Raw genomic sequence first — 13,203 nt, forward strand, 5'->3', positions numbered from 1 at the left:
AGCCTCGCGCTCCATCGCCGTGCCGTGAAGGAAGGACCGCCCCATGCACCACCTGGACGCCGACGCCCTGGCTCGCGCTGTCACGCCGCGCGCGCTGGTGGAGGCCCTGCGCAGCCTGTTTGCCCAAGGCGCCGAGGTGCCCTTGCGGCATCACCACACCCTGCCGTCGGCGGGGGACGAGCGGCCGGGCACGCTGTTGCTGATGCCGGCGTGGCAGGCGGACGGGGCGGGCTACATCGGCGTCAAGGTGGCCACGGTGTTCCCGGACAACCCGGATCGGCGCGACCTGTCGGCGGTGACGGCGCTGTACTACCTTGCGGAGGGGGGCAGCGGCCGGCCTCTGGCGCTGATCGACGGCACGCTTCTGACCCGGATGCGCACCGCCGCCGCCTCCGCCCTGGCCGCCGACTATCTGGCCCGGCCCGACGCGGCGACGCTCCTGATGGTGGGGACGGGCGCCTTGGCGCCGCACTTCATTCGCCACCATGCCGCCGTGCGGGAGTATGCGCGGGTGCTGGTGTGGGGGCGCGATGCGGCCAAGGCCGAGGCCGTCGCCCGCGCCGTGGCCCCGGACCTGCCGGATGCCGAGGTCTCGGCCGTCGCCCGTCTGGCGGAGGGTCTGGAGGCGGCCGACGTCGTTTCGTGCGCCACCTCCGCGAGCACGCCGGTGGTGCCCGGCGAGGCTTTGCGTCCCGGCCAGCACCTCGATCTGGCCGGCGGATTCACGCCGTTGATGCGGGAGGCCGACGACGCGGCCATCCGCCGGGCGCGGGTGTTCATCGACACCGACGGCGCCACGGTGGAATGCGGCGACATCCTCGATCCGTTGAACGCGGGCGTGTTGCGCCGCGAGGACATCCAGGGCGATCTGTTCCAACTCTGCCGGGGTGAGCGCGCCGGCCGGGGCGGTCCCGGCGAGATCACCCTGTTCAAGTCCGTGGGCACGGCGCTGGAGGATCTGGCCGGGGCCGCGCTGGCCTACGAACGGCACATCGCGGCGGGGGCGTGAGCCCTCCTGCGGTTGGGATCAGCCGGACGCCGCCGTCTTGTCCGGCCAGCCGCACAGATCGGCCACGGGGCAGGTCGGACAGGCGGGCTTGCGTGCCTTGCAGACATACCGCCCGTGCAGGATCAGCCAGTGATGGGCGTGGCGGCGGTATGTCTCCGGCGTGATCCGCTCCAGGCCGTCTTCCACCGCCCTCACCGTCTTGCCCGGCGCCAGCCCGGTGCGGTTGGCGACGCGGAAGATGTGGGTGTCCACGGCGATGGTGGGCAGGCCGAAGGCGACGTTCAGGACCACGTTGGCGGTCTTGCGACCCACGCCCGGCAGCGCCTCCAGCGCCTCCCGATCCGCCGGCACCTGTCCGCCGTAGTGCTCCACCAGGGTCTTCGACAGCGCGATGATGTTCTTCGCCTTGCTGTTGAACAGGCCGATGGTGCGGATGTGCGCCTTCAGCCCGTCCTCGCCCAGGGAAAGCATCTTTTGTGGCGTGTCGGCCACGGGAAACAGCGCGGCCGTGGCCTTGTTTACACCCTTGTCGGTGGCCTGGGCGGACAATACGACGGCGATCAGCAGGGTATAGGGATTGACGTAGTTCAGCTCGCTGCGCGGCTCGGGCAGCGCGGCGGCGAGGCGGGCGTACAGCGCCTCGACGGTTTCGGGCGGCAACGGTGCGGGAGCGGTATCGTCTTGGGTCATGGCCGGGCGACCCTACACCGGACGACCGCGAACACAAAGCACGGCGGGGCCTCCGGGAGCGTTGACGCTGCCCCGGCGCCGGCCCATTCTGGCGCCGCTTGAACGTCAACGGCGCCCGGATGTCCGTCCGGTGTTTGGGAGAGGGTCGATGAGACGACAGAACGAGAATCCGCTGTTCGATCCGGCTTATCTGGGCAAGTCCGGCCGCTATCCGGCCCGGCATATCGAGATCCTGTGGAACCGGGCGGAGAATTTCCATGTGTGTGATGTCGAGGTGGCCCTGGCGCCGCTGGCGTTGCGCGAGGACGCGGCGAAGTGGGACCGCTACATCAGTTGGCGCAAGAGCTGGGGCGGCAGCCTGGGGAACTCCAGCGACGAGTGGATGCAGCCCAACGGCATGACGCCGGCGGAGGTCTTCGGCGTCCTCCTGAACAGCGGCTTCGTTGATGCCCTGGAACTTCAGGTGGCCCTGCGCGAGTTTTCGGGCATCGAGGAATGCGACTGGGCGCGCGAAATGTTGAACGGCCTGCCGGTGGAGGAGGACGCGCCCGACTGGGCGTGATCGGGCGCGACGGTCGCGCGCTGCGGCAGGTCTCATTTTGGTCGCGTGGCCTGCGAAGGGTCCTGCCGGGAGTTCCAGGCACGAACCAAACTCCCTCCCCTGGATGGGCTATCGCATTCACACGTCTTTCCGCCGAAGCGGGGGCTCTTCGCTCACGCGACATCTTGACTCGTCATTGCGAACCCTCGTCGCAAGACGAGAGTGAAGCAATCCAGAGCATGGAACACTGAGGCTCGCCCTGGATTGCCCCATGTTTTAATTTGGGCTGCGCTCCTCGCCATGACGAACAAAAGTAGAGTTGTGTGAATCAGATAGCCTGGATAGGAGAGGGCTGGGGTGGGGTTGAAAAAAGGCCCGTGGGGTTGACGCGGCAAGCGGGGTCCGTGCGGACATCACCTCGCCCCCCTCCCGACGTCCCCCCGCAGGGGGGAGGAGAACAGGCCGGCACCAGCCGCAACCGGTGTTTTCCCTCTATCCTGAGAATTGCTGCGCCCGGCGCCTGCGCATTGACGCCCAGTCCCCCGCCGTGGCAAGGGTCCTCAAACTGCGGTCGGTCGGCATGGAGCGAACATGACAATACCGGAAATCCGGGAAACCAGACTGCCCGGGGGGATGCGGGTGGTCACCGATCCCATGGACACGGTCGAGACGGTGTCCGTCGGCGTGTGGGCGGACGTGGGCGCGCGGCATGAGCCGGCCGAGATCAACGGCGTCTGCCACATGCTGGAGCACATGGCCTTCAAGGGCACGCGTCGGCGCTCGGCGCTGGACATCGCCGTCGAGATGGAGGACGTGGGCGGCCACATGAACGCCTATACCTCTCGCGAACACACCGCGTTCTACGCCAAGATGCTGCGTGAGGATTTGCCGCTGGCCGTGGACATCCTGGCCGACATCGTGCAGCACTCCGTGTTCGATCCGGAGGAACTGGCCCGCGAGCAGGGCGTGGTGATCCAGGAGATCTTCCAGTCCATCGACACGCCCGACGACATCGTGTTCGATCACTTCCAGGCCACCGCCTATGGCAATCAGCCGCTGGGCCGGCCGGTGCTGGGCACGGTGGAGAGCGTCGGCCGGCTGAGTGCCGAGGTGATCGGCGGCTTCCGGCACGCCCACTACAGCGCCGACCGCCTGGTGATCGCCGCCGCCGGACGGGTCGATCATGATGCCCTGGTGGATCTGGTCCGGACCCATTTCACGGACCTGACCGGGCGCCCGCCGCCGTCGCCGCAGCCGGCCCGCTACACCGGCGGCGCCTATCAAGAGCCGCGCGACGTGGAACAGGCGCACATCGTGCTGGGCTTCGATGGCGTCTCGTATTCGGACCCCGACTATTACGCCAGCGTGATCCTGGCCACCCTGCTGGGGGGCGGCATGTCCTCGCGGCTGTTCCAGGAGGTGCGGGAGAAACGCGGTCTGGCCTATACCGTCAACGCCTTCGCCAGTTCCTATGTCGATGGCGGGCTGTTCACGCTGTATGCCGGCACGGGACCGGACCAGGTGGCTCAGTTGATGCCGGTTCTGCGCGGGGAGATCGACAAGGTGCGCGCGGCCGTGTGTGCCGACGAGGTGGCCCGCGCGCGCGCCCAGCTTCGCGCCGGTATTCTGATGGGACAGGAAAGCACCAGCGGCCGGTGCGAGCAACTCGCCCGTCAGATCCTAGTCTACGGCCGGCCCGTGCCCAATGCCGAGGTGCTGGCGGAACTGGAGGCCGTGGACGAGGCCGCAGTGACGCGCGTTGCCGAGCGGCTGTTCTCGTCGCCGCCGACGCTGGCGGCCCTGGGCGCCATCAAGGGGCTGGAGTCTCTTGAGCCACTGACCGGGCGGCAATAGGGCGCGGCCGCGCCCCGTTGCATCCGATTCGCGGGTGATCAATCCATCGGCGACAGCGTCGCGGTGAATTCGATTATAAGTAGTCGGATCGCGCGCCCGCCGCGCCTGTTCGCGCCCGCGCAATCCGCCACCCCTCCTTCCAAAGAAGGAGGTATCCTCCTTTTTGCGATTGACTCTGACCGCCGAAACAGGTGGCCTGAAGGAGTGCCCTGAACGATTTCAGGGGTAATTTCGGTCTGCGGGCTTGTCATCGCCTTGGACGGTCCTGCATGTTTTATGGGCGCTTGGTGTTGGAGCGCTCATTCCGTGGGCGGAGGGGAAGAGGGATGACCCAGGTTTCAGTGAAATGGTACAACCCGAAAAAGGGGTTCGGGTTCGTTCGTCCGGATGAGGGAGAACCGGACGCCTTTTTGCACGTGTCGGCTGTGGAAGCTCGTGGGTTGGACCGCCTACCGGAGGGAACGCGGCTCGACTGCACCCTGATCGAGGGACCCAAGGGCTGGGAAGTGCAGAGCATCGACGCGGTTCTGGCCGTTCCGGAACCGGCGCGTCCGCCGGAGCGCGTCACCCTTGAGGATGGGGTCTCCGGCGTCGTCAAGTTCTTCAATGCATACAAGGGGTTCGGGTTCGTCACGCGGGACAGCGATCAAGCCGACGTGTTCGTTCATGTCCGCACGCTGGAACAGTGCGGGTTGTTCGACTTGACGGAGGGGCAGGTTGTGAGCATGTCGGTCAGCGAAGGGCCGAAGGGGCTCCAAGCCGACAACATCGTGGTCGTCGCCGAACCCGCGCGTCCCTCCGGACCGCTGCTGCGCTGGCGCGAGGCGTTCGATACGGGACACGAGGAGACCGACCGGGAACATCGCGATCTGGTGACCATGGCGAATGCCCTGCATGATCGTTGGGCCGCCAATGCCAACCGTGACGAAGTCGCCCGGTTGCTTGACCGGCTGGTTGCCGGCGCCGTCTGTCACCTGGATCAGGAGGACATGCGTGCCGGACGCGGGGCCGGGGAGCCGCTGCAGGCCGGCCGCTGGCATTGGATGAAGGACATGCTGGACTTCCGCCGCCGGCACCTGTCCGAGGCCCGCCCCGTGCGCTTCACCGAGGATATGGCGGAGTTTCTGCGCGCCTGGGTGACGGCCCACATCCTGGCCGAGGTCGGCACCCAGCCCCGCGTGGTGGAAGCCGCTGCCGCCCAGGCATAGCGCCGTCAGTCCTCATGGCGCGGTCTCGTCTCCCCGGGCGGGTGCTCCGCGCCCGACCCGGTGGGGGCGCCCCGGTTCATGCGCCGTTTGTTTGATTTGCCAACGAGTTCGCAGACCGTGGTCGATGAAACGGGCGCATGACGGCGCGGCTGGCGCGGCGCACGGTCCGCCGCGTCGCGGCGGTCGAGTGCGCCCTATGACGTTGTCTCTTCCTGGACCGCAGGGCGGGTGACCGAAGGGCACCCGCCGCCCCGCGCACGTCTGTCCCCGATCCGTAGGTTGGGGTGAGAGGCAACGCCCCGAACCCCAACGGGTCCGGCCAACAGCTCCGGACGGTGTTGGGGTTCGCTTCGCTCACCCCAACCTACGGGCTGAAGGTCGTCATTGCGAGGAGCGCAGCGACGAAGCAATCCAGGGCAAAGACAGCGTTTCAACGCCCTCGATTGCTTCACCCTCGTCTGATGACGAGGGTTCGCAATGACGGGTTACGTCGCCACACGAACGACGGGCGTCCGATTTGGCCGGAAAACGTGCAAATCGGAGAACCTGTCGTGGGAGGCGCGGTTCGCGCCATCCGCAAGCATATCGTCGTCGCGATCCGTCGCGGATCGCTCGGGATGCGCCCTACGACTTGCGGTCCCCGTCGGCCTCCGGGTTGATGTAGAGCAGGTCGTAACCGGTGATCATGGCCTTCAGGTAGGCGTAGAACGGCTTGCCGGCAAAGGCCGCGAGATAGACGTGGCCGACGAAGAAGATCAGCATGGCGAAAGCTGCCGCCGTGTGCACCAGGGCCACGTCGCCCAGGCCGACGGGGCCGTCCAGGCCGGTGCGGTACCAGTCATTGTAGAACATGTACAACAGGCCGGAAATCCAGATGACCGGCGAGATCAGGACGTTGAACGCCAGATAGGCCAGCCGCTGCAACGGGTTGTGCTTGGCCATGCGGGTCTTGCGGTAGGGGTGCGGCACCGACGGGTCCAGAATGCCGGCGGTATAGTACTTGGCCACCGCCATGATGCCCCGGCGGGTGGGGATGTACTGCTTCCACTCCCCTGTAATGGCGTGCCAGACGATGACGAACACCCACAGCCCGATCAGAAACCACGCGGCGAAACGATGCCACTGTGCGGCCTGTTCGTAGCCCAGCCACTGATAGGCGCCGTTCACCTCGAAGCCGGTCACCATCATGGCAATGATCAGGATGGCCTGGGACCAGTGCCAGAACCGCTCGAAGCGGCTGAACACCATCACCAGTTCCTTCTTGTTCCTGGGCATGGTCGGAGATCCTTTCGTGAGGCCCGGGGCCGGCCCGCCCGCCCGCCCGGCGACCGTCGTGGGGACGTCGCGGGGCAGGGGAGGGGGGGCCGGTCGGGGGCAAATCGTGGAGGCGGCGGCGATCAGCCGGCGCGGCGGCGCAGGGTGGCGATCAGGCGCACCAGCCCGTGAACGATGGTGCCCAGCAGGGTCAGCCCGGCAAGACTCCAGCCGATCAGAGTCAGCCATGGATAGGTGTCCCGCCCCGGCATGTAGAAGCCCGTCAGCGCCCCCAGCCGTCCGCCCTTGGTATGGCATTCGTTGCAGCCGACGGCGTCCTCCTTGGGGGCCACCATGTGGGTGATGGGCCAGTAGGTCTCCGTCTCCACGAAGTCATAGTCGCCGGAAAAGCGGATCGGCTGCGCGGCCATGCCGGCCTCCAGCGCCTTCGGCCAGTCGAAGTTGTTCCAGAACGACGTGTCGTCCTTGCCGAACACATGCGGCAACGCCAGAACGCTGTGCCCCACGTCATAGGGTTGGCGGCTGCGCATCACCTTGAACGGCCAGATGCGCGCGTCCGGGTCATCGACGTCCCCGGACGGTGTGTTGATGGTCACCGTCCCGGACGGGTCGATGGTTTCGCCCATGCGGACGTATTCGACGATGCCGTTGAACCAGCGGTACTCCGGCGTCATGTTGGAGGCCCAGGCGAAATCCCCCTTTTTCGACGTGTAGAGGATGTAGCCGCGTTCGTCGCGGATCGTGATGGGAGAGCCGTCTTCGTCGAGGCGTCCGGCCGTGGACCAGTCCCAGCCAACCTTGGTCAACCGCTCGCCCCGAGCGTATTCCGGAATGTGGCAGGTCTGGCAGGCAACGCGGTCGGTATGGTCGTTCAGCTTGGAGTTATCCGGGTGGGGCTCCAGGCCGTGACAGCTTTCGCAGGTTGCGCGCGTGTCATCCGTGTGGCCCGGATAGTCGATGCCGACGCGGTCCAGGGCATTGGGAGCGTAACGGCTGCCGGTCACCTCGTGGCCACCGGTGGTGTGGCAGGTGGCACAGGAGAAATTGAGCCCCTCGGCGTCCATGTGGACGTCCAGCGCGAAATCCGGCTCGTTCAGGGAGGTGTCGAGATCACCGTGCTTGACGCCGTCCTCGCCGCCGCCGTTGAAATGGCAGGCGCCGCAGTTTTCGCGTGAGGTCGGGCCGACGTTGCGGGCCACCTCGACGAGGTCGATGGCCGGATCGGGGCGGCCGGCTTCGGTCGGGACCTTGTGATAGGTGCCGGTGGTGTCGTGGCAGACGAGGCAGTCCACGGCCGTTTCCGACGTGAAGTCGAAGCTGTCGTCCTCCCAGCCATACCCGATGTGGCAACTCGTGCATCGCGGCCAATTGCTCTCGATGGAGATGCAGAAGTTGTTGACCACGTTGCGCTTGCCCAGGTCCATCTGCCCGCTGCGCTCGTTGTCGTAGTGCCACGTCCAATGCGTGGTGTCGTGAAGCTGTTTGGCCGCATTGGTATGGCAATGCAGGCAGGCTTCCGTGACCGACGGGCCGTCCGGAAACGGTCCCTCAAGCTCCTCGAACTTGGTATGATCGGCGGTGGATTCGGACGGTGGCCCACCCCATCCGCCGGTGGAGGCAATACCGCCCCGGGGCGTGGCGTCGGCCCCATCGGGAACCAGCCAGGCAAGGCAGACACAGCAGAAAAGGACGATGGCCCACGCACGGATCGCGGCGCGACGGACGCCCGGTGGGGGCGAGGAACCGCAGAGTCCTCCACTCATCTTGGCGTTCTCCCTGTTGGCCGCCGCTTGGTTGTTTGTTGAGTTGTTCGTTGAGTCCCGGCCCCTTCAGGCCCGGCGGCCGGTCGGAGGGACGGTATGGATCATCAACGCGGTCAGATAAGCCGACACGCACGCGAAACGCATTGACGGAACGCACTCAGGCGGGCGCATCCATCGCGTGGACTCGGCGGACCACATGGCAGGGTTGGGGTGGCGGGAAAGCCCCGGACTGTCGCGCCAGCAGTTCTCATTTTGGCCGCGCGGCCTCCGAAGGGAACGGCTGTGAGCCCCAGGCGCGAACCGAACGCCCTCTCCTGGATAGGGGAGGGCTGGGGTGGGGTTGAAAAAAGCCCGTGGGGTTGATGCGGCAAGCGGGGGTCCGTGCGGACATCACCTCGCCCCCCTTCCAACCTCCCCCCAAAGGGGGGAGGAGAACAGGCCGGCACCGGCCGCAGCCGGTGTTCTTCCTTCATCCTGAGAATTGCTGCTGTCGCGCAGTTTTTGTCGCGTTTCTGTCTTGTTATGGAGTACTCTATCACTTACGTTCGCCGCGATCAGGTTGCACGCGGAAAGGGACTTATCGGGAGTTTTTCTCCCAGGGTTGAGGGCTATGGGGTTCAATCAGGTTTCGACGGGCGTTCCCGGGCTGGATGCCATCCTGGCCGGAGGGTATCTGGAGGCGTCTCCGACGCTCGTCATGGGCCAACCTGGGTGCGGCAAGACGCTGTTCCTGCTTCAGTTTCTGGCCGATGGCGCATCCCGGGGGATACGCTCGGTCTGCGCCACCTGTACCGAGGCGCCGGAACGCCTTGACGACTACATGCGGGCGCTCGGTCACCCCGTGGACCAGTGGACGGCTGACGGCCTGTTTTCCATTATCGATTTGCGTCCGGTGCCCGGCGAGGTCATCAACGGGACGATGGACCAGTCCGTGGTGAAGGTCCGCCTGGACGCCGCCCTGTCCGCGAACGGGGGCGCCCCGGCCGACGGTCGGCTGGCCATCGACGAACTCAATCGGCTTGCCTACGCGTTCGATCCCCTGGGCGTGGCGCGGGACCAGACCCTGTCCCTGCTGCGGGAGTTGCGCGACTCGGGCATCACCACCCTGATCTCGTCGGCCGACACCCAGGCGGCCCGCGACAGTTTGGTTGATTACGCCGTCGATGCCGTGATCGAATTGTGCCAGACGGTGGAGAAACGCCTGATGACCCGCACGCTGCGCGTTACCAAGATGCGCGGGGTGGCCCACGGCACCAACGAGTATCCGTTCATGATCGACGAGAGCGGACCGTCGCTGATGCCGGTGACGAACCTGGAGGGGCACCACCGCTCCCGCTCCGGCATGGTCGGCACGGGTCATGACCGTCTCGACGCGCTGCTCGGCGGCGGCCTGTACCGGGGCGGATCGCTGATGATCACCGGCACCTCGGGCTGCGGCAAGAGCACCCTGTGTGGACAACTGTCCGCCGGCCTGTGCGCGGCGGGCCTGAGCCTCGTTTACACGACCTACGAGCAGGACCAAGGCGAACTGCTGCACGATTTCGCCGGCGTGGGCATTGATCTGCGCCCCTGCCTCACGAATGGCAAACTGCGCATCGAGCGCGCCCGCTCCGTCGATTGCGGCCTGGAGGAGCACCTGATCCGCCTCGCCCGCATGGTCGAGAAAGATCACCCGGACGCCCTGATCATCGATGCCGTCACCTCGATGACCGACCTGGGCGATCCGATCACGGTCAAGAGCATGCTTTTGCGTCTGGTGGACATCTGCAAGAGCCGGGGCGTTCTGATCATCATGGTCGAACTGCTGAGCGACTCCCAGGACAGCGTCAGCCAGATCGGCATGTCATCGCTGCTCGATACCTGGATCCGCCTGGAACTGCACCGTCAGGCGGGCGAATACGTGCGCCTGATCCGCGTGCTCAAGAGCCGGGGGGCGAACGCGTCGCAACAGATCAAGGAATTCAACATCACCAGCCAGGGCGTTGTGATTGGCGATCCGTATGCGGGTGGCGGCAGCTTCGTGTTCGGCACGGAAAAGCTGGTGCGCGAGCAGGCCGAACGCCAGGAGTTCGACCAGAAACGCCGGCGCCTGGAGCGCCTGAAACAGGAACTGGAGGTCCTGCCCAACACCTTCAGCGCCCGCAACGCCCAGACCAACATTGAGCGCGACAAGACCCTTGACGCCCTGCGGGCAGAGATCGAAGACCTGGAACAGGCCATGGACGCGGCCGGCCGGGATGCCCGCGTCGTATCCGAGGCCAGGGGAGGGACCTGATGGGCAGCCCCTTTCCCCCGTCGTCCTGCAAGGGACAGGCCCTGCGGCTGTTCGTGTTCGGGCAGTCCGAAACCATGCGCCGCGCCATTAGAAACGCCAAGGCGCTGGGGCCGGTGGACGTGATCGATGTGCGGGAGAACCCAGCGGCGGCCGAGGCGGATCGGATTCTGGCCACGCCCACCCTGATCCGCGCCGATGAGATGCCCGCCCGCATCGTCGGTGATCTGCGCGATCTTGCGGCCGTGCGCCTGCACTTGGGACCGCCCTATGACGCGGACCTTACCGGCGACGCCAGCGAGTCCCCCCACTCATGATGTCCGACGCAACCCTGTCCGTCCTGGTGCTCGACCATCTCGCCGAGGGTGTCCTGCTAATCGATTCGGACGGCCGCATCGTCTACGCCAACAAGCGGGCCAGTGCCCTGTTGGGCCGGGACGCCGGCGCCCTCCTGGGCACCACGTTCTCGGCGCCCATCGAAACCGACACGCCGGTCGAGATCGCCTTTCCTCATACCGACGGCGAAATCCTGATCGCCGACATGCTGGTGGTCGCCCTGGAAACCGAGGGGAACCGGCTGTCGCTGGTGTCGTTGCGCGACATGACCACTCGATACGAGGCCGAGGCACAGTTGCGCGAGCGCGAGGCGACTTACCGGGCCGTTATCACCTACGCCAACGATGGCTTCTGGTTGACGGATCGCACCGGTAAGGCGCTGGAGGTCAACGACACCTATCTGCGCATGACCGGGTTCTCGCGGGAGGAGTTGTTGGGCCAACGGCCGGACTATGTCGATGCCGAGGAAGACGCGGAGATGGGGCGCGCGCGCTTGGCGCGCATTCTGAAAACCGGCGGCGACCTGTTCGAGACCCGCCACCGCACCCGCGACGGTGGCGTCATCGATGTCGAGGTCAGCGCCAGCTTCACTTCGACCATCGCCGACGGGCGAATGTTCGTGTTCATCCGCGACATTACGCCGCGCAAGCGGGCGGAGGCCTCGATCCTCGCCGCCAAGACCGCCGCCGAGGAGGCCAACCGCGCCAAATCCGAGTTCCTCGCGGCCATGAGCCACGATCTGCGCACGCCTCTGAACGCCATTCTCGGCTTCACCGAGGTCATGCAGATGCAGACGTTCGGCCCGCTCGGGGAGGCGCACTACGCACAATACGTCAATGACATTCACGACAGCGGCGCGCTGCTCATCAGTCTCGTGGACGACCTGCTCGATCTCGCCAAGGTGGAGGCGGGGAAATACGAGATGCACGAGGAACCACTGGACGTGTCGGCGGTCATGACCCTGGCCCGCCAGCAGACGGCGTCCATGGCCGCCGATGCCGGGCAGACCGTCACTATCGACACCCCGGACGGCCTGCCCCGCTTGATGGCCGACCGCCGCGCCCTGGTCCAGGTGTTCACCAACCTTCTGACCAACGCCATCAAGTTCAACCGGCAGGACGGCGCCATCCGCTTTTCGGCCGAGGCGTCGGAGACCGGCGGTCTGTTCGTCCGGGTGGCCGACGAGGGCATCGGCATGACCGCCGTGGAGATCGAAAAGGCGCTCCGGCCCTTCGAGCAGGTGGACAGCGCCCACGCCCGCAAGCATAAGGGCACCGGTCTGGGCCTGTTCCTGTGCGGGCAGATCATGCGCCTGTTCGGGGGCCGCGTGCATGTGGACAGCACGCCCGGGGTTGGAACCACGGTGACGCTGCGCTTTCCGCTTGATCGTGTGGGACCGGGTCCGGAGGCGCCAGAGGAGTCCTGACGATGCGCCAAGGGGGAACCGCGCGCCATGACCCGCCACATCCTGGCCCTTGACCAGGGCACCACGTCCACCCGTGCCATCGTGTTCGACCGGGACGGCGCGGCCGTCGCCAGCGCGCGCCGGGATCTGACGCAGTACTATCCGGCCGACGGCTGGGTCGAGCACGACGCCGCCGAAATCCGCGATCATGCCGTCGCGGGCGGTCACGAGGCCCTGGTCCGGCGCAAGACCGGCCTGCTGCTGGATCCCTACTTTTCCGCCACCAAGGTGGCCTGGACGTTGGAGCACGCGCCGGGCTGCGCGCCCGCGCCGAGGCCGGAGATCTGTGCTTCGGCACGGTGGACTCGTGGCTGCTGTGGAGCCTAACGGGCGGGGCCGTGCATGCCACCGATGCCACCAACGCCGGGCGCACCCTGCTGTTCGACATCCGCACCCAGCGCTGGGACGGCGACCTGCTGGCGCTGTTCGACATTCCCCGGGCGCTGTTGCCGGAGGTCATAGACAACGCCGCCGATTTCGGCACCACGCGGCCGGATCTGCTGGGCGGCGCCATTCGCATCACCGGGATGGCCGGGGATCAGCATGCCGCCGTGGTCGGTCAGGGCTGCTTCGCGCCGGGTATGATCAAGTCCACCTGTGGCACCGGCGCCTTCGTCCTGCTCACCATGGGCGAGACCTTCGTGGAAAGCCGCAACCGCCTGCTGACCACCCTTGCCTGCCGCCTCGACGGACGTCCGGTGGGGGCGAGGAGCCGCAGAGTCCTCCGCTCATCTTGGCGTTCTCCCTGTTGGCCGCCGCTTGATTGTTGTGTTGCCCCCATTCCAGCCCG

Annotated in this window: 10 protein-coding genes and 1 pseudogene; 8 read left to right on the plus strand and 3 right to left on the minus strand. The window is 66.6% G+C overall.

Annotation, left to right across the window (positions count from 1 at the left end; genetic code table 11):
• The first annotated feature begins 43 nt into the window (after nucleotides 1–43).
• Nucleotides 44–1,009 (plus strand): bifunctional Delta(1)-pyrroline-2-carboxylate/Delta(1)-piperideine-2-carboxylate reductase, encoded by a 966-nt coding sequence (gene lhpI, locus BLS85_RS10840; protein ID WP_092786135.1) that lies wholly within the window; start codon nucleotides 44–46, stop codon nucleotides 1,007–1,009.
• 18 nt (nucleotides 1,010–1,027) lie between these two features.
• Here lhpI and nth read toward each other — a convergent pair whose 3' ends face one another.
• Nucleotides 1,028–1,699 carry an endonuclease III gene (nth, locus tag BLS85_RS10845; protein ID WP_092786137.1) on the minus strand — a complete coding sequence of 224 codons (672 nt, stop codon included), beginning with the start codon at nucleotides 1,697–1,699 and terminating at the stop codon, nucleotides 1,028–1,030.
• A gap of 148 nt (nucleotides 1,700–1,847) precedes the next feature.
• On the opposite strand from nth, the gene BLS85_RS10850 reads away from it, so the two are divergent.
• The 3 genes from BLS85_RS10850 to BLS85_RS10860 all read left to right on the plus strand — a co-directional run bounded on the left by BLS85_RS10850 (nucleotide 1,848) and on the right by BLS85_RS10860 (nucleotide 5,302).
• Nucleotides 1,848–2,261, plus strand: a complete 414-nt coding sequence (locus BLS85_RS10850; protein WP_092786139.1) for a hypothetical protein — start codon at nucleotides 1,848–1,850, stop codon at nucleotides 2,259–2,261.
• 570 nt (nucleotides 2,262–2,831) lie between these two features.
• On the plus strand, nucleotides 2,832–4,094 hold the full coding sequence (locus tag BLS85_RS10855) for a M16 family metallopeptidase (RefSeq protein ID WP_092786141.1): 1,263 nt from the start codon (nucleotides 2,832–2,834) through the stop codon (nucleotides 4,092–4,094).
• A gap of 326 nt (nucleotides 4,095–4,420) precedes the next feature.
• On the plus strand, nucleotides 4,421–5,302 hold the full coding sequence (locus tag BLS85_RS10860) for a cold shock domain-containing protein (protein ID WP_176793615.1): 882 nt from the start codon (nucleotides 4,421–4,423) through the stop codon (nucleotides 5,300–5,302).
• Between the two features lie 624 nt (nucleotides 5,303–5,926).
• Here BLS85_RS10860 and BLS85_RS10865 read toward each other — a convergent pair.
• Together BLS85_RS10865 and BLS85_RS10870 are read right to left on the minus strand one after the other, a co-directional pair.
• Nucleotides 5,927–6,577 (minus strand): cytochrome b/b6 domain-containing protein, encoded by a 651-nt coding sequence (locus BLS85_RS10865; RefSeq protein WP_092786145.1) that lies wholly within the window; start codon nucleotides 6,575–6,577, stop codon nucleotides 5,927–5,929.
• Nucleotides 6,578–6,699: 122 nt separating this feature from the next.
• Nucleotides 6,700–8,340, minus strand: coding sequence for a tetrathionate reductase family octaheme c-type cytochrome (locus BLS85_RS10870; RefSeq protein WP_092786147.1), 1,641 nt, complete (start codon nucleotides 8,338–8,340; stop codon nucleotides 6,700–6,702).
• 610 nt (nucleotides 8,341–8,950) lie between these two features.
• Here BLS85_RS10870 and BLS85_RS10875 point away from each other — a divergent pair.
• From BLS85_RS10875 to BLS85_RS10890, 4 genes and pseudogenes are all read left to right on the plus strand, one after another.
• Nucleotides 8,951–10,615, plus strand: coding sequence for an ATPase domain-containing protein (locus tag BLS85_RS10875; RefSeq protein ID WP_092786149.1), 1,665 nt, complete (start codon nucleotides 8,951–8,953; stop codon nucleotides 10,613–10,615).
• The gene (locus tag BLS85_RS10880; RefSeq protein ID WP_092786151.1) at nucleotides 10,615–10,929 is read left to right on the plus strand and encodes a circadian clock KaiB family protein; all 315 of its coding nucleotides are present in this window, start codon (nucleotides 10,615–10,617) and stop codon (nucleotides 10,927–10,929) included. The genes BLS85_RS10875 and BLS85_RS10880 overlap by 1 nt, the downstream gene beginning before the upstream one ends.
• Nucleotides 10,926–12,374 carry a PAS domain-containing sensor histidine kinase gene (locus tag BLS85_RS10885; RefSeq protein WP_092786153.1) on the plus strand — a complete coding sequence of 483 codons (1,449 nt, stop codon included), beginning with the start codon at nucleotides 10,926–10,928 and terminating at the stop codon, nucleotides 12,372–12,374. The genes BLS85_RS10880 and BLS85_RS10885 overlap by 4 nt, the downstream gene beginning before the upstream one ends.
• A gap of 27 nt (nucleotides 12,375–12,401) precedes the next feature.
• A pseudogene (locus BLS85_RS10890) lies at nucleotides 12,402–13,108 on the plus strand (FGGY family carbohydrate kinase); the annotation flags it as partial.
• Nucleotides 13,109–13,203 lie beyond the last annotated feature (95 nt).

Origin of the sequence: Rhodospira trueperi (genome assembly GCF_900101965.1) — a bacterium.
GTDB classification, from domain to species: Bacteria; Pseudomonadota; Alphaproteobacteria; order Rhodospirillales; family Rhodospirillaceae; genus Rhodospira; species Rhodospira trueperi.